Genomic DNA, 16,789 nt, shown 5'->3' with positions numbered 1-16,789 from the left:
AGGACACTCTATGTTAAAACACGCACTTTGTATTGGCGCCTTATTGGCCGCCGCGCTACCACTGCAGGCACAAACCGACGAACGGGGCGCGGCACGAGCCCAGTTAGAACCGAAAGGATTTTTATATGGCATCGGGCTCGGTGTCAGTGAAGAAATTTATCAGGGCTACGACAGACGCGTGATCCCGCTTCCCATCCTCGGCTATCGGGGCGACAAACTCTCCGTTTTGGGGCCTTTCATCAGCTATGAGGTGCTGGAAGTCAACGACATTGAGATCCTGCTGCAAGCCGCCCCGCGTTTCCAGGGCTTTGACGAATCAGACAGCGATGTGTTTAAGGGCATGGCTGAGCGTGACTTTTCGATGGATGCGGGTATTGGCATCAAGTACGAGCGAAGCAACTGGAAGCTTAATGTCTCTGCGGTCCACGATGTGCTGGATAAGTCGGACGGCTACGAGTTATCGGGTGGTGTTGCCAAGGTATTTAAATCTGGTCCTTTTTTCTACGAGCCCAGCCTCAAGGTAAGCTACCTAGATAGTAGTCATGTAGACTATTATTACGGCGTCAGACAAACCGAAGTCACCAATACCCGCGCCTATTACCAGGGTGACAATGCCACCAATGTGGCATTGGGCTTTTCAGTCTCAACGCCCATGTTCTTTGGCGGCTTTACTCAGCTTGCGTTTGATTACACCTGGTTTGACGACAGTATCACCGACAGCCCCCTGGTAGACAGCGATGGCAGTTTTGCCGTGCGTCTGCTGTTCAGTAAGTTCTTTTAAACACAAAAAAGCCGCAGCTCAGACTGAAAGCTGCGGCTTTAACTACAGGTTAAGATTAAATTTGTCGGATCAGATGCTCGCAGGCATACCCATGCAGCTTGCATAGTAAGTAGTTGTGGCCGGCCAGTCAGAGAATACGCCCATTACGCCCACGTCTTTAGCCAGTACATCCAGTAGCTTAAAGGTATCACCGTCGTTATTGATCATGCCATCGCCACGGTGTGCGCCATTAACACTCTGATAGTACCAACCTCCCCCTTCGGTAAGGTGACCAGAGCGCTCCAGTGTCCAGGTGATGATCCCAAGCCCTGCCTCACGGGCAGCCTTGGCATAGGCCGACGGCACCATTTCACCGTTTTCTTCGGTGACCAGCACCCACATAGGAGGTGCAATGATCTTCACGCCATCGGCTGCTAACTCGGCCATGGTCGGTACAAGCAATTCAGGATTGTTGACCAGCTGCTGAGCCGTCACGCCCTGCTCATTATCCACGTTTTGCGCGTCATAGCGGTCATCCAGATACACGGCCTGCGCGCCAAACTCCGGATTTTGGGCAATCCAGTAGTTGATGTCGTCACGGTTAAATGACTGCGCCCAGACATGCTTAGGTTCTACACCCGCGGACTTATATTCGTCGATCATCTTCTGTGCATAGTCCTGCTGCGAGAAGCCATCGAACGGCATAGTCACGGAAGGCGACTTCAGTTCCGGCGTCATTTTTACACCCAGCGCTTTGAATAAATCAATACTTTCGGCATGGGTCATCAGCGTGCCGCGGCTGGCATACAGGTCGGTGCGCCAGTTAGACGTGCCATTCATGTACTCAGCGACTGTGGTCCCATTTGGGTTCGATGCATCCATTTTGCCTTCCAGCGTTTTAAATTCCGCCAGGGTAATGTCGCTGGTACAGCACTTAGCCTGCGCCACAACGCCATTTTCAGGGTCAGCCGGTACAAACGGGATTGAACATTTCTCGGCTAAGTCGGTTTCAAGAATGTTGGTGGTGGTGTGCAAGTCGCACTGAGAGTGGCGGCACACCAGCTCTTTGTCTTTGGTGAAGGTCACGTCACACTCCAAAATACCCGCGCCCATTTTGGCCGCTGCCAGGTAAGACTCTTTGGTGTGTTCAGGGAACTGCATCGGCGCACCACGGTGGCCAATCGAGAAGTCAGTTTTGTAAAACGGGCCATTTGCACATTGGGCCAGTTTGTCTTTCAGCTCACCTTCATCCATATCCTGTACCAGAAAATCCGGACGCGTACCCACTTGCATGTTGTTGGCACCACCAGCCGGTACTTCAACAACCACCGGTACTTCTACTGTTTTGATTTCCGTCACTGTGTCGGTGACGACCACCGTTTTTTCGACTTCCACGACCTGAGTTTTGGTGTCTGTGGTCACGACCGCTTTTTCTACTTCAACCACTTCGGTGTTGTCATCATCACAGCCAGTCAACAGCAAAGCCGCAATAACAGCAGAGAGATAAGTTATTTTTTTCATTGTTATTCCTAAGTTTACGCCAAAAGAAAACGTTTTTATTGTTAAGGAAAACAACCATAGAGGGGCTCTATTACCGAAGTGGGAACAGTGGATGATAGTTTTATTAATGTCCGCTTTAACCTATGTGCATTGTCAGCATCGTGGTTCAAGCTAACCCCTTGAGCAGCTGCTCAGCGTATTCGGGGTCTGTGCTCTGAACCTCCTTCAGGGCGCTGATAATTTTTGCTTTATCAAACTGGTTGTCCAGTGCCGCGCTGGCATCGCATACAATAGACTGCATGTACAAAAACAGTACCTCCTGCTTCTGGGGATCATCAACAGATATCAGTACCCTGTGCACCGAGCGGATCAGCTTGCACACCACAAACACATCACTTTTGGCGTATGACTTTATCTGCACCAGATTATCGAACACGATACGTTCAAAAGAAGGTTCACAACAGAACATAGCAGGCGCTTCACTGTCTTCTTCGTCTATGCAGGTATAGCCTGCCAGGGGTAATGCGCGGATCAGCAACACACATAATATATCGATGGCTTTTGCAGCGGTGCCCGGGTCATTGATCCCCGGGCTGAGTGCCTTCACGGCAATTTCTGAGATCTGCTTGAGTCCATAGCTATAGTGATCGCTCACGTATTCTTCGACATAAAAAATGATGCAGGCATTGATCTCCTGATGCAGTTCATCCTGTGTGTCAATGTCTTCATTACACAGCAAAATGGTTTGCCCTTTAAAGACAAAATCAGACTGGGCAATGGTGATGTACAAAGTCAGGTTGTGCTTTTTTGCCACCTTAAGCAGCCTGGATTTATCCATGCCCTTGTAATAGCCATCGGACAAGCTGGTTAACGGATACCAGTGGCTCACATCCGGTAAATCGTGTCCTTTGCTCTTTGCCTGCTGTGCAATCACCTCAGTAATGCCTTGCTTGGTTTTACGAAACAAACGGTCGAGTACGTTGTCGACCTGAACCTCACGCGAAATGGAGTGAATAAAATACACAAATAAAATCAGTGAGACTAAACCCATTAACAGCGCGAACAAGATCCCCAGAGAAGGGATCTTGGCCACATCAGAGACAGAGCCTTGCTTATCCAGATTGATCAACATAATCGTCGAAAAGATGATCGTGCCCAGGTAGAAGCCCAGTACCAGCTGGTGCGGCTTTCTGGTAACCAGCCCTGGGATAAGGCGTGGCGATAGATTGGAGCCCGCGGTATTGAGCACCACCATCACCATAGAGAAACTAAATACAGTGAGAGAAATGACACTGCCGATTAGCACCGTCAGTATTGCTCTGGCATTTTCTTCTGTATCTACCAGGAAAAAAGCCATGCGCACTTTTAACGCCTGAATAAAGCCCAGGTACTCCACGGAGACAAAAGCAATCGACAAAATCATAGAGATGACCACCAAAAGCGCCGGATAAAATCCGATGCTATTGATCACCCTAAGGTATATGCCTCTAAGCTGAATGGACTCAAACATGATCACCCCCCTGAACAGGCTGCGGTTTTATTTTGTAATGCTCAAGTAACTTAAAGACACAATAGCTGGTCAGACTCAGCACAATGGCAATTTCGTAACGGCTGTAGGCTACCGAGATCCCAATCGCCCCGGTCAGCCAGATCCCTGCGGCTGTTGCCGTCCCTTCTATATGACGGTCGCATTTGTAAATCGCCCCGCCACCGATAAAACCAATCCCGGTGATCACGCCATAGACAACCCGAGCCTGGGCATCGCCCTGCTCAAAAACATCAATACCAACCAGTGCAAAAGCGCAGCACGCAATGGTGACGAGCGGAAAAGTTCTGAGCCCGGCACTGTCTGACTTTTTTTCACGATTTACGGCCATGGGCAAAGTCAACATAAACGCCACGCCTATTTTAAAAAGATGATAGATGATCAGATCAAAATCGACACCCGACATACCTGCTCGCTTATAAGTTACTGAGTTCTTGCAAAGTTAGGAGCAATTTTCAGTCCACCCTGTAACTGGTATAAGTCCTGCTTAAGTCAGGGGGTCAATCGCACACACTGTTTCATTCAATATTAGGAGGAATTATGGATATTCTCAGAGTAATTATTGCAATCCTGCTGCCGCCGCTGGGCGTATTTCTGCAAGTGGGGCTGGGCGCATCGTTTTGGCTCAACTTGCTTCTGACACTATTAGGCTACTTCCCGGGCGTGCTTCATGCTGTCTGGGTGATTGCGAAAAAGTAACAATTCAATTGGGAAAAGTTTACGATGAAACGTGTAAACTTTTCCCGCTTTCATTCAACAAGCGCAGTCTACTGATACTGTGCCGCCGTAATAAACTCGCCAAAGGCTTCACACCAGACAATCACCGTATTGTAATCTGCCGGATTGATTTGCTCGGGTACATCAACCACAAAGTTACTAAAGGTTTTAATGTCGCCCACCTCAACCATGCTGGCTTTGAGGCGGTTAAATTCGGCTTCTGTTTCAACAAATTGAGGTGACAGATACAAACGATAATCGGGCCCCGGGGCCAGCTCGCCAAGCAAGGTGATGTGATCTTTGCTGATGGACACCATACCCTCGCCCCAGTGCAATGCATCGCTGTCTTGCAAAGATTTGCGAAATTGTGCTGAGAAGTCGGCCCCTAAAGAGGCTGCCATAACAGCCCCCTCATTCGGCGCTGGGGGCGCAGTTAAAATAGGCAGCATATAAACGCCGCCCGCAAAGCCGGCAAAGCCAACCAGGCCGTGAGTGATTATGAGAGTGAGCGCGCGTAATGTCATTATGTCTTTTCCTTAATGGCAGATGAGCTAAAGTGTAGTACAACTGAGCGCACTGCCGGATAATACACTCAGAGTTTTGACTGGAAGGCGTAACCGAGGTGAGCTAAGTGGCTTACATCCCTTTTGTTTTGGCTCTGTGCAAACTGCCAATACAGGCGTTTGCGTAATTAAGCTCGGTAATAGGCCAAAAAGAAGGCCACGGTTTCAGCTGCGAGCGTGTCTATTTGGTCACTGCTCAGCACCGGCTGTTGATGCAAAATCTGCGGCCAGAACGCTTGCCCCTTCAGCAGGCTGATCAGCTGCGCATGCGCCACCTGAGGGTCGGCCTGACGCAGGCGGCCTTGCAACATGGCCTGTTTGATCCAGCGGATCAACGCCGTTTCCTGGTCGAAAAACTCGCTCATTTCAGCCGTAAAAATATCGGGGTTAAACAGGCAATACCCAATCGCGACCCGGATCAGCTCCTGCAAATTTTGGTTACTCAGAAAGTCCAGCTCATTTTTAAGTAACGCTGTCAGCTGTGCGTCCAGTGCAATGTCAGCATCATATTCGATATCACATGTGAGAATGTTCTGCTGCCAGATCTCTTTAATGATATGCGTGACTAACTGCTCTTTGCTCTCAAAGTGATTGTAAACGGTGCGCTTTGAAACCTGGGCTGTTTCGGCAATTTTATCCATGCTGGTGTCACTGACACCATATTGCTGAAAGGCGCTCAGGGCACCATCAATAATAGCCTGGCGTTTCAGCATGCTGCGGGTAACTTTAACGGTCATTGTGCGGGTTCATTTTATCTCACTGTCCTTTGGGTATTTTTGCACTAACCAGTTTACTTTTCAATAAAGCGCTGTTTTTGCTCAGGCTAAAACCATTAACAGCTAAGTTAACGTCATTTTGAGTACATTCAACACAAAAGCGCCCGGCACTATCATCAAATGGCAATAATCTTGATACACTATATCACTATTGCAATTTTATGAATTTAGACGCTTTATGACTCCCTCTATGCTAAAACCTGCTGCGACGTTGTGTGCGCTGCTTTGTGCGGCACCCGCACTGTCGCATTCTCATCAGGAACAGACAACATCAAAGCAAACACTGCGCGTTGCAACCTGGAATATTGAACACCTTTCTGCATCAGACAACACGGGCTGTAAGCCTCGAAGTGCAAAAGACATTCAGGCCCTTAAACAGTATGCGCAGTCGCTTAATGCCGATGTGATTGCACTTCAGGAAGTGGCCTCTGCCGCGGCAGTGCAACAGGTATTCAGTGAGCAAGACTGGCATGTTGTGATGTCAGACAGAGCCGACAGCAAAACATATACCTGTCGTAAAAGCGGTAATAAGTCGACACAGCAAAAAATCGCCTTTGTGGTCAAAAAGCCGCTGACCATTGATAAAATAGTGCAGCACAGCGCTTTTTCAGCCGTAAAGCCGGGCCTCAGAAACGGGCTTGAGATCCAGCTGACCCACCGGGGTGAAGCATTGCACCTGTTAAATGTGCACCTCAAAAGCGGCTGTTTTGTTGATGACTACCAACGCTCCGACAAGGAAGCCTGTAAACTGCTGTCCAAACAGGCACCCATTTTGGATAACTGGGTAGAGGAAAAGGCCAAAGCGAAGGCCGATTTTATTGTTCTGGGCGACTTTAATCACCGTCTGACAGCCCCATTCAACCGCCTCAGCCGGGATTTGTATTTTCCGCAGGGAGCGGCAAATGCACAGCCTAACAATGTAGCCAAGGCGCCAGTATTTAACGCCAACCAGATGCTAACCGGTTGCCACCCCTACTACCCGGCGCCTATCGACCATATTCTTGTTGCCAAAACCATGCAAGACCACTATCAGTCGGGCAGTGCTCAGTTCCATTATTTTGCAGATATGGACCCAGACAAGATGCTGGCAGATCACTGCGCCTTGAGCATCGACCTCAAATAACACGTCATTGATGAGCCAGGTCCGCCTGGCTCAATAACCTACTTTTCCAGTTGTTCTATTAAATCAACCACAGACTGAAATACTCGCCTGTTTGCCAGTCCTATGTGTTTATTCACGGCCGAGCCATAGGCACCAAAACGAGCCACAACAAGTTGCTTTGAAGGTATGATCACCACATATTGCCCCCGGTGGCCGCGCAATGACACAGTGTCTTTGGGCAACTTTGGCATCAACCAGCCCATATCATTGAGCCATAACTGACCACCATAGTGCTTGGCAACACCGGGAGACATCATTACGTCAACAACCCAATTGCGCGGCACGACTTGCTGGCCCTGCCAACTGCCCTGCTCAATAAACAACTGACCTATCTTAAGCCAGTCATGCACGCTAAGAAACATCCGAGCCCCGCCCCTTAAGTTCCCGGCTTCATCATACTCAGCAATGGCATTATTGATCCCCAGCGGCTTGAATAGCCCATCATGATAAAGATTGAGCAGAGGCTGCAAGTCACCACCAGATGCTGTTTTTAGTGCATCACTTAACAGCTGAGTGGTCCCGGTAGAATATTCAAACCGGCTCCCCGGCTCATACTCATTAGGCAATTGAGTAACATATTGAACTGAGTCAGGTGTGTGATACCACATAGGAGCCAAATCCTGATAGCCATGAATATCGGCCGTTTCAGACCATTTTATGCCTGAACTCATATGCATCAGGTTTGCAATTGTCATAGAATGCGAACCAGCCATCACCTCCTGATCTAAAGTCAGTTTACCCTGTTGAACCAAAATACCTGTCATCAGACCCGTCAGCGTCTTGGCCATTGACCAGCTCAGCATCCGAGTATCACCATCATGGTGTTCATCGTAGTGCTCAGCCACCAACCTCCCCTGGTACATGACAGCCACAGCAAACGTATTATCACTGTGTGCGTAATTCCCCGAGTTGTGCGCGAAAAAATCATCCAAAGACACATCCTGACGAATAGCTTGCTCTAACGGGGTGCTGGGAGTAAGTACAGGTAAGTTAACATGCTTAATTTGTGCGTGTAGTTGCTCAGGGGTCATGTCAAACAAGAGAGTACAACCTAAGCCTGGCCGAAAAACAGATGTTCTTTTCATTATGGTGCCATCAACCTGCGCACTTACACTCACCGTCTTTAGCTTTGTATCAACGCCAATCTCAGGCCTGTCAGGTAGTGCCGCCAACGCCTCCGGAATCACATTTTGAGTAATAAATTCAATGGGTTCATTAGAAATGAAATGTCTGGAGCACAGTTGATTGGCGCTGTAACCCAGTAACTCCTGAGGATCAGATTGACATCCTGATAACAATGCAGCAGATATAATGGCCGCGGCACTCATGGAAAGGTGTTTCATAGTTATCCTTACATAGTGTTTTTAATTACTGCTATGACGAATAACTAATCAATAAATAAACGGCTATGACATAGTGAGCACCTGTGGTCTGCGCTGCACATTCAGTGCCCTAAACAACAACCAGGCCCCCACCACAAAATTAGCTAGTGCCAGTGCCCAGACAATGCCCTGGAAACCATTGAGCTGAGCACCGAGATAGGCACAGGGCAAGGAGAGCACAAACAAGCGCACTAAGGTCACATTCAGCGCCAGAGCACTTCGGCCAATTGCGTTGCAGCAACTCACATACAGCATAACGCCTGCCAATGCCGCATAGGACACAGGTAAAATGCACATGGCCAGCTCAATGGATTGGCTGACAAAAGACTGTTTACAGAACCCCACTCCCAGCATGTCGGCGCCCCAAAAGAGCACCAGCGCGATTACAGATTGCCAGACCAGACAAGCGGCTATTGCCTGTTTGATCCCCCTGCGCACCCGCAGTGATTTATTCGCCGCCCAGTTTTGACCAACAAAGATAGGCAATGACGTGGTCAGCACCATGGGTAGTAACAAGGCAAGCGGCTCTATTCGCATCACCACGCCAAAGGCAGCAACGGCATCACTGCCCTGCGAGGCCACAATCATCATTAATAACGACTGGGCCAGTGGCGTAAGCAGCTGCATAGCCACAACAGGCACAAACAGCCTGAACAAACGGCGAAATGCCTGCCGACTGCGTTGTGATAGTAAGCGCACTTTGAGCGAAATATTTTCTTTAATACGCAATAAATAGAGCGCATATAAGCTGGCACTCACCGCCGCAATAAAGTGTGCAACCCCAAGGCGCTCCAGACCACTCAGTGGTAACGCAGAATGTGCCCAGGGTGTGAACAAAGCGGCGCTAATAACAATTTGCAATCCAGCAAAAGTAACCAGCAACTGCGCCGCACCGCGCATATTGCCAAACGCCCGCAGCACCCCAAACACCACCATCACAATAAAGAAGAACACCACGGCGCCCAGGCGATACTGCATATAACGCTCAAGCGTCGGCCAAACTTGCTCCCGCGCAGCAAATTCAGCAAACCCAAGTAAAGTCAACAGAGGCTGTAAACCCAGCCAGATGACAGCCGCAAGCGTGGCGCCGACCAGTACCGTAAAAATCAGGCTAACCGCAGCCAGCTGCTCTACCTCTTTTGCCTGCGTCAATCGGGTTGCCACGACAATACCCAGGCCAATGGCAAAAGCGAACAAGGTCGCCTGAACAGGCAAGGTAAAGCTCATCGCGGTCAGCTCTTCAACACCCAGACGCGAGGCAAAATAGAGTTCAATCAAGTCTGCGCTGAATAACGCCAGAATCGCCCACAGCATAGGTAGGGTAAGCTGTTTTAGAACCGCGCTGGTGGAGCCGGTTAAGATCCAGCGCTTGCGCACCGCCCGCTTTCTTTGCTTATCACAGACCTGGAGCGGCTCGCCCAGGCTCAATGCCGGTGAATTGTCAGAACCCATAATTGAGAAGTTACTCCCTGAATAACGCGGTGTATTACCTAAAACTCGGTGCTTCGCCAGCAGTTAACCTGACAGTCACTGGCTACCAATAAACCTGACCCGGTTCCAGGGCAATAGTTCACACAGTGTGAGAGGGAATTCGATTAACGAACAAGATTGGGGGGTGAATAACTGATGGGGGTCACAACCGTCTATTCTTGCCGGCAACAAATTGGACAGAATTAACGAACAGATAGTGCTGAGCGAAACTGGGAACACAGACCAGTTTCGCTCGAACAGGATGTTACTGGCCTATAACGTCCACAGAATCCATAGATTTAAGGCGTTGTAATAAGGTTTCATCAACCTGGGTGTTATATATGTATAGATTAAGATTTTGCCTACGATCCGGGCTATTTAAAGCATCAAGCCCATGAATCGCATTAAGCGTATTACCATTAAAATAAACAAGCCATAAGTTTGAATTATCAGGGATCGTGATTTCTGTCATTGGGACGTTTTCTGCGTTTAGCCTTCCCAGGGTTGAAGGCAGCACCGTTTGCGCAATATAACTCTCAGATATATCCAGTGATTCAATGTATTCTAGTGCCGTCAAATCAAGCGAAGTTAATGCTGTGCCATTTAGATACAAGCTGTTTATAACGCCCGTATTAGCGGTGAACTCCGTGAGGGGGTTGTTCGACAAATATAGCTCTGAAATATGGCCCCCTTCTTGTGGCATAATGATATTCATCAATTGGGCGTCTGCAAGCCTGATAGACGACAACTGTGAATTGAATGACAAATCGATACTCGACAGCTGAGACTGAGACGCATCCAATAAGCGTAAGTTCTTCATAAACTCGGTATTTAGAGCTGTCAGAGGCACATTTCGAATTACCAAATGAGTTAGATTTGACTCTCTATTGAGCATCAGAGAAACCAATGGTGTGTCCGAAGCGTCCAACTCATGCAGATCCGCTGCGAAAGTTAAGTCCAGAGCCGAAATCAATGTTCCTTTAATATCCAGTTCTTTAAGATGTATGAATTGGCTTAAATCAAGGTAACTCAACTGCGAGTACTCAGCCAAAAGGGTTTCCAACTGATGCGCCTCTGTCACCCCTGTCACCTCTCGAACCTGAGACGCTGATATATCCAACCGACTTAACTGAGTATTTTGGCTTACATCCAATCGAGCTAAGGTTGAGCCTTTCAAATAAACGGTTTTCAGGCCCGTAGCCTCTGCTAGATCAAGTTCGCTGATTTGAGTATAAGACGCAGAGAAGCTGGTAAGTGAATCTGCATTTAGCAGCTTTACTGAATCAAGCGCCCCCCTGGACACTGCAACTCTCTCAATGGACCGGAGATTGCCCAAATCTAGCTCGAACACCCCATCGTCCTTTTCACTCTTTTCCAGGGTCAACTCTGTTAAGTTGGTTAATTGTTCGATGGAGCGCAGTGCATTTGAACTTAATATCGCCTCTCTTAAGTACAGTTTTTCCAAATATCGCAACTTATCTAAACCAGCCAGATCTGTGGCTTGTGTTTCCTCGCTATAACAGGCTAAATCAGAGCCATACTCAATATAGTTTGTAGATTTAGAATCAATACATTCACGCAAGTACTCATCTGTTACACCTAGCCTGTCTGCATGCGACTCAGGTACTTTTTCCACAGAAACCCTGAAATCACAAGATTCAGTGAGCGAGTCAACCCTAAAGTTTACTTTATCACCTAACATATATGTGGGGCGTTCAATACCACAGCCTGCGAAAGACGACACATACATGTCTTCCTGGTCATACAACAAAACACTGACTTCGAAGCGATCTCCATAATGAAGATACGGTGAAATCAGGTTACTTGTTACCTTTACGCCTTCAGGAGCAGAAATCGTCACTTCAACAGTGGCAGGCTGGTAGTCCAATTTAATCTGTTCTGTCGGGTTACATTGCCCGTCAAATAGTGGGCACAGTGTTATGGAATTGACATTGCTATCGACTATTTGATATCGAATGAGCTCGCTATCCGGGCCTAATAACTCGACAATATCATTGTAATAACTGAGCTGATATTGGGTACCAATTTTATTGCCACTGGATATGCTTAAATAACTGTAATTACCGTCATGTGTTTCGGTGAAGGACCATTTTAGAAGCGAGGAGTCAGTTTTTTGATAAAACCGACTGTAACGACTCAAATGCCGATCAAATCCGCTAAGCTCCCCTTGCGGGTCAAAATTAACCCGCACTAGAGTACCAAATGCGCTCGAATCGTTATGCTCGAATACATAGAGATCACCGGAAATTGAAGTCAACACGGTATACGAACCAACAACTTGCTGCCTGCACTGTGATCTGTCAGCGTTACACAACGCATCATATGTTTTTAAATCTTCATTGTAAAAAGCGTTCACTGTCAGTTGATGATTTTCCAACCTGGCTGTTGCAGCCCCATTGAAACGCCCCGAGCGAAGTTCACCGCCCTTGTACAACTCAAAACCATGGCTTGACCCATTTAAACTGAACCGCCAGCTCCCAGCCAAATCTTCCAGGGTCGTAGCCGTCTGCCCTAACCGAATAAGCAAACCAGAACCGTGCCTCAACCAGGTTAGATCCGTACTATTTGGCAAGTCTTCGTATTCTACCTGCTCAATGGCAAATGCATAGCCGCCTTCCCTTTGTTCAAATAGCTTCACTGTGGCTGAAAAGCCAGACTGTTCGCCATACAAACGGATCTCATTCTGTGCGGTCAACTCCCAGGTAAACTGTGACGGTGTGCCCAAGCCTGGTTCAAATCTTGACACTGCCCCGGTATGATCGTCATTGAGATTAAGGCGGACCGTTTTTCCTCGCTCAATAGAGGTGACAGCCCATTCTCCGATTAGGTTATCTCTTTCTATGTCAAGTGACGCCAGATAGCGACTAGGGTGTACCGAGCGCGCGTCCGTCATACTGGCCTTCCCACCGTGCCAGTCAGACGCACTCCAGCGAATATCCACATTCTGGCCCTGATAGGAGAGCGTGAAACCATTAACCCACTTTAACTCGCTGTCGGTAAGTTGTACGAGGATTTTCGTCTCATCATCAAAGGAGAAAGTAGAGCTATTATCGTTTGATTGTGTCAATGAGAAATTTGCAGTAGCGCCTGTGCCATAAAATACCCCACGGTTATCACCCGTCATTTCATAGTACCAGCCAGTTGGTAGAACCTCCGCGCTTGTATCGACCAATAAGGTTGACACTGTCGGCACAAAATCCTCAATAAAGCTGGCGCTGATTTCACAATCTGAAACTGGATTATTTACCCGATAGTAAGCTTGTCCCTGAAGTTCAGTAAGATAACCATTACACCCTTCAATATTTACCAGGCGTGAACCTTCCTGCACGTTCACAGCAACTAAGAACGCTTCACCATAATAATAGTCAAAGGTACTTGGCAATAACTCCCCCGGGCCTTCAATAGCAAAGCTAATGTTTAATGCCGGCTTGGTGTAGCTAAAGCGGAACGTATTATTGGCATTACAAGATTCTCCCTCTGTAACATGACACAACACTACTTCGGACTCAGATTCGTCTTGGATCAACAGATACGAACGGGCTTCAGTTACTAGGTGCTCCAGTTCTATGCGCGTACCATCCAGCCGTGCCTTGTACTCAACCCCATTGATAATCAAGGTGTCGGAACATAAGTGAGCTGGAGACGGCCTAGTCGGACAATGAAGGTCTCGCTCAATATGCGACACACCATTATCGGTTACATGATAAAGACCCAGACCATGATCTAGTAATCGTCTCAAGCGATCATTCTTGTAGAGCGACTTATCAAACTGACCCAGTTTCCAGTCCCTGTCAGACAGGCGATAGAAATGTATACGCCTGGTGCTATCCGACCTATTTACTACACTTGTAGCAAATTCCACTGCAATTTTGTCCTCATGCATCGCTAGCAGCTTATAGCGGGTCGTTTTACTGATAGCGCATGCACTAAGGTTGGTATCACATTGCGCTACGTCCGCGCCTGCAAATTCATAGTCATACTGATACAAAGCACCGCTTGCTTTAATACCTTCAATGTCTCTGTGCCAGCGGTACTGGAAGTTGTCGTTACTGTCTATTTTAAATTTGCTTTGTGAGCCTTTGTTACCTACCTGGCGCCACATTTTCTGGTAATCAATATCATCAAAACTAATGTCCTGATGTTTGATAAGAGTAGCCTGAATAAATCGCTTATCTTCGCGGTAGCCCTGAACCATCAAGCCCTGATAACCAAACTCAGTCTCTCTGACTGGCACAAAGCCAAAGTTGAATAAATACGCAGTATTAATTCTAACCTCTTCCCAGGGCCAGCTGTAATACCAGGTCCCAACATCAGCCCAGTCTTCTCTGCCTGGATTGAGGTTTGAACTATCTATGTAAACCTTACTCTGATTACCGGCATTCATATCAAAACGATAACGCCTTGGCTCACTGTGGTCATCACTGTATAGCAGCGACCATTGACCAATAAACGCATCGTCTGCTAGCTGAGTGATCTTGTTGCTATCAAACAACTGAGCATTAACTGAAACGGTGCCTTCTGGAGCCTGAGGCAACGCCTGGGTTGGCACAAAATCAATGGTGACAGCCTGAGCGTGCTCCGCACTGTCGAAAATAGTCAGGGTAAACTGGGTCGTCTTAAATCCCGTGCGGGTGCTAAATTGACTGGTATTGACATCAAGTTCATTCTCCAGATTTATTAGGATTTGCTGCCCTTGTTTTTCCCATGTGAAGTTGGACAGAGATCTGCCTGCCAGAGAACCTGTCTGGTCTTCATTAAACTCTATGCTGGCGCCAAAACCGTCAACCACTGAGGTTTCAAGTAAGTAATAAGTGCCTGAAGGCGAAAAGCTGGAAACATCAACTAAGGTATCATCCTGTTTAATTTCCTCTTCAATTTGCGTCAGTAACGCGGGCTGCTCTGTGTCCAGAGAGTCCGTCAGCTGAGCGAGCAACTCGGCATTTTGTGCAAGCGCCAGTGTCGAAGCTGCTCCTTCTGGTAGAGCAACCCCGTGGTCAATCACTGCTTTTAATAGCGATGCAATCGACAGTTTTTCGCCTGCGGCTATGTGTTTGCGCGCTTCTTTCAGCTCGTTCGCATTATTGAAACCAGCCGAATGCATACGCCGCAGTAAGGCGTACTCAGCTGTAGTCACGTTAGTGACGTTCACATCGAATAGCTCATCACTGTTAAGTGTGCTGTCTTCTCCGGCAGCCTCCTGAAGCTCTGACACGGCGCCCAGCTGCGATACCAGCTCTACACGCCCCTGGGTTGTGGTGTCAGTGGCGCGCAAAGTACCCAGCGCATTTACTTCACTCTCATCGACACTGAAGGTCAGCTGGTAATCGCCCTGTTCATCTGCCTGCGCGGTAAAGCTGCTCTGTGCGACGTCCAGCACGACATCGGCAAATGGGATCGGCGCATCCGTCACCTTACCCTGTATGGTGAGTTCAACCCTGTTGGGTTCAATGGTTACCAGGTGAATATAACTGGATTGCGCTTGCTGATTATCCGTCACGGTCAGGGTAAATGTAACCTCTTGCGCTTGCTGGATATCCGGGCTGATCACTGACAGGCTGGCACGCTCGCTACCATCCAATACCAGAGCCAAACCTGAATTATGCTGCCACTGATAAGCCACGATTTCGCCATCCGAGTCTTTCGCATCGCCAAGCAAAGAGAAAGCCGTGCGTTCGCCGGCCTGTGCAGGGCCACTTATGCTCACCTGGGGTACAACATTTGGCAGCGCTTTTATCTCAATGTTATGTGCAACCTGGGTAACCGCGCCTTGATTATCGGTGACTTCAAGGTACACAGTGGCAGTACTGTCGGCCATAATATCGGGGGTGGAAAGGGTAAGCTGCCCCTCAACTGTGGTATCTAATAACAGATCAACAGATGCTGTATGACTCCAGCTATACTGCTCAATTTGGCCATCACTGTCACTGGCCTGTGCTGTGAGTATTAGCTGTTTCCCTTCAAGCAAAGTTGTCTCGCCCTGAATGACAGCCGTTGGCGCAACGTTAGGCAGCGCGCGAACCAAGACAGAATGCGAAGCCGTCGCCGTTGCCCCCTGATTGTCTTCCACTGTCACACTAAAGTGAGCGGTCTTGTCTGAGATTATATCGGGCGCTGTCACCTGCAAGGTTCGTTCTGTCACATCTGACACCACCAGTTGCAGCTCAGAGCTATATGACCAGGAGTAGCGCGCTATCTGACCATCGCTGTCAGACGCATCTGCTGCCAGCGTGAAGGTAACGCCCTCTGTCACTGCTTCATCCGCAGACACAGAAACCGCCGGTGAGGCATTCGGTAACGCCCGGATCTGTACCCAATGCGACTCAGATTGCACCCGACCATCAATGTGCTCAACATTGACCGTGAAATTCACACCCAGGTTATCCGTCAGATCCGGGGCGCTAACGGTGAGCTCAGGCGTATCAGCTCCACTGAGCAGCAACTCAATCGCGGCATCGTGCGTCCAGGTGATCTGTGAGATTTGACTGGCATCTACAGAAGGCACAACAGTGAGTATGAAATCGGTTTGTTCTGTATATGCGCTTTCTCCGGTTACCTCAATCGAGAATGGTTCCAATACATTCTTAATAGTCACCGGATAAGTGGCTGTTGCCCGTGCGCCCAGGTTATCAGTGACGCTCAGAGAGACTGTTACCTGGGTATCTTCATCGACACCTTTAGTGATGATCTCAAGCGTCGGGCTGTCTTCACCACTTAGCTGCAATTGAGCATCAGACTGATATGACCACGCATAACGACTAATCTGGCCATCTCGATCATCGGCAACGGCAGTTAGAGTCAAGGTTTCATTTTCGTTTACGCTTTGCGCTCCGGTGATTGACACAGTCGGTACTGTGTTTTTCGGAGAAACCGTAGACCCGCCGTTGCCTGTTTG

11 protein-coding genes are annotated in these 16,789 nt (G+C 48.4%); 3 read left to right on the top strand and 8 right to left on the bottom strand.

All coding sequences use genetic code 11. From position 1 onward, the window contains the following. The first annotated feature begins 10 nt into the window (after positions 1–10). Positions 11–781, top strand: a complete 771-nt coding sequence (locus TW77_RS16220) for a MipA/OmpV family protein (RefSeq protein ID WP_046006026.1) — start codon at positions 11–13, stop codon at positions 779–781. A gap of 69 nt (positions 782–850) precedes the next feature. Here TW77_RS16220 and TW77_RS16215 read toward each other — a convergent pair whose 3' ends face one another. The 3 genes from TW77_RS16215 to TW77_RS16205 form a co-directional block, all read right to left on the bottom strand. Beyond that, positions 851–2,281: a glycerophosphodiester phosphodiesterase family protein gene (locus TW77_RS16215; RefSeq protein ID WP_046006025.1), complete on the bottom strand. Its 1,431-nt coding sequence runs from the start codon at positions 2,279–2,281 to the stop codon at positions 851–853. A gap of 145 nt (positions 2,282–2,426) precedes the next feature. Continuing rightward, a complete protein-coding gene (locus tag TW77_RS16210; RefSeq protein ID WP_046006024.1) occupies positions 2,427–3,770 on the bottom strand; it encodes a DUF2254 domain-containing protein in 1,344 nt (447 codons plus the stop codon). Then, complete coding sequence (locus tag TW77_RS16205; RefSeq protein ID WP_046006023.1) at positions 3,763–4,212, bottom strand: MgtC/SapB family protein; 450 nt, start codon at positions 4,210–4,212, stop codon at positions 3,763–3,765. The genes TW77_RS16210 and TW77_RS16205 overlap by 8 nt, the downstream gene beginning before the upstream one ends. A gap of 134 nt (positions 4,213–4,346) precedes the next feature. Between TW77_RS16205 and TW77_RS24610 the strand changes: the two genes are divergently transcribed. Next, positions 4,347–4,505, top strand: coding sequence for a YqaE/Pmp3 family membrane protein (locus TW77_RS24610; protein WP_046006022.1), 159 nt, complete (start codon positions 4,347–4,349; stop codon positions 4,503–4,505). Positions 4,506–4,573: 68 nt separating this feature from the next. On the opposite strand, the gene TW77_RS16195 is transcribed toward TW77_RS24610, so the two are convergent. Further along, positions 4,574–5,047: a DM13 domain-containing protein gene (locus TW77_RS16195; protein WP_046006021.1), complete on the bottom strand. Its 474-nt coding sequence runs from the start codon at positions 5,045–5,047 to the stop codon at positions 4,574–4,576. Between the two features lie 167 nt (positions 5,048–5,214). Next, the gene (locus TW77_RS16190; RefSeq protein ID WP_046006020.1) at positions 5,215–5,823 is read right to left on the bottom strand and encodes a TetR/AcrR family transcriptional regulator; all 609 of its coding nucleotides are present in this window, start codon (positions 5,821–5,823) and stop codon (positions 5,215–5,217) included. Positions 5,824–6,052: 229 nt separating this feature from the next. Between TW77_RS16190 and TW77_RS16185 the strand changes: the two genes are divergently transcribed. Beyond that, a complete protein-coding gene (locus tag TW77_RS16185; RefSeq protein ID WP_052713229.1) occupies positions 6,053–6,985 on the top strand; it encodes an endonuclease/exonuclease/phosphatase family protein in 933 nt (310 codons plus the stop codon). A gap of 38 nt (positions 6,986–7,023) precedes the next feature. Here TW77_RS16185 and TW77_RS16180 read toward each other — a convergent pair whose 3' ends face one another. From TW77_RS16180 to TW77_RS16170, 3 genes are all read right to left on the bottom strand, one after another. Beyond that, positions 7,024–8,367, bottom strand: coding sequence for a serine hydrolase domain-containing protein (locus tag TW77_RS16180; protein ID WP_046006018.1), 1,344 nt, complete (start codon positions 8,365–8,367; stop codon positions 7,024–7,026). A 63-nt stretch (positions 8,368–8,430) separates the two neighbouring features. Continuing rightward, positions 8,431–9,858 (bottom strand): MATE family efflux transporter, encoded by a 1,428-nt coding sequence (locus tag TW77_RS16175; protein WP_046006017.1) that lies wholly within the window; start codon positions 9,856–9,858, stop codon positions 8,431–8,433. A gap of 283 nt (positions 9,859–10,141) precedes the next feature. Further along, entirely contained in the window at positions 10,142–16,738 is a 6,597-nt protein-coding gene (locus TW77_RS16170; RefSeq protein WP_162197965.1) for a leucine-rich repeat domain-containing protein, read from the bottom strand. Positions 16,739–16,789: the final 51 nt, after the last annotated feature.

It is taken from the genome of Pseudoalteromonas rubra (assembly GCF_000967655.1).
GTDB classification, from domain to species: domain Bacteria; phylum Pseudomonadota; class Gammaproteobacteria; order Enterobacterales; family Alteromonadaceae; genus Pseudoalteromonas; species Pseudoalteromonas rubra_A.
Note: the sequence above shows the minus strand (reverse complement) of the source record. Positions and strands in the feature narration are given on the sequence as shown.

Coding starts and splice junctions, on each gene's coding strand:
- TW77_RS16220 (WP_046006026.1), top strand. CDS start 11: ATGTTAAAACACGCACTTTGTATTGGCGCCTTATTGGCCGCCGCGCTA.
- TW77_RS16215 (WP_046006025.1), bottom strand. CDS start 2,281: ATGAAAAAAATAACTTATCTCTCTGCTGTTATTGCGGCTTTGCTGTTG.
- TW77_RS16210 (WP_046006024.1), bottom strand. CDS start 3,770: ATGTTTGAGTCCATTCAGCTTAGAGGCATATACCTTAGGGTGATCAAT.
- TW77_RS16205 (WP_046006023.1), bottom strand. CDS start 4,212: ATGTCGGGTGTCGATTTTGATCTGATCATCTATCATCTTTTTAAAATA.
- TW77_RS24610 (WP_046006022.1), top strand. CDS start 4,347: ATGGATATTCTCAGAGTAATTATTGCAATCCTGCTGCCGCCGCTGGGC.
- TW77_RS16195 (WP_046006021.1), bottom strand. CDS start 5,047: ATGACATTACGCGCGCTCACTCTCATAATCACTCACGGCCTGGTTGGC.
- TW77_RS16190 (WP_046006020.1), bottom strand. CDS start 5,823: ATGACCGTTAAAGTTACCCGCAGCATGCTGAAACGCCAGGCTATTATT.
- TW77_RS16185 (WP_052713229.1), top strand. CDS start 6,053: ATGCTAAAACCTGCTGCGACGTTGTGTGCGCTGCTTTGTGCGGCACCC.
- TW77_RS16180 (WP_046006018.1), bottom strand. CDS start 8,367: ATGAAACACCTTTCCATGAGTGCCGCGGCCATTATATCTGCTGCATTG.
- TW77_RS16175 (WP_046006017.1), bottom strand. CDS start 9,858: ATGGGTTCTGACAATTCACCGGCATTGAGCCTGGGCGAGCCGCTCCAG.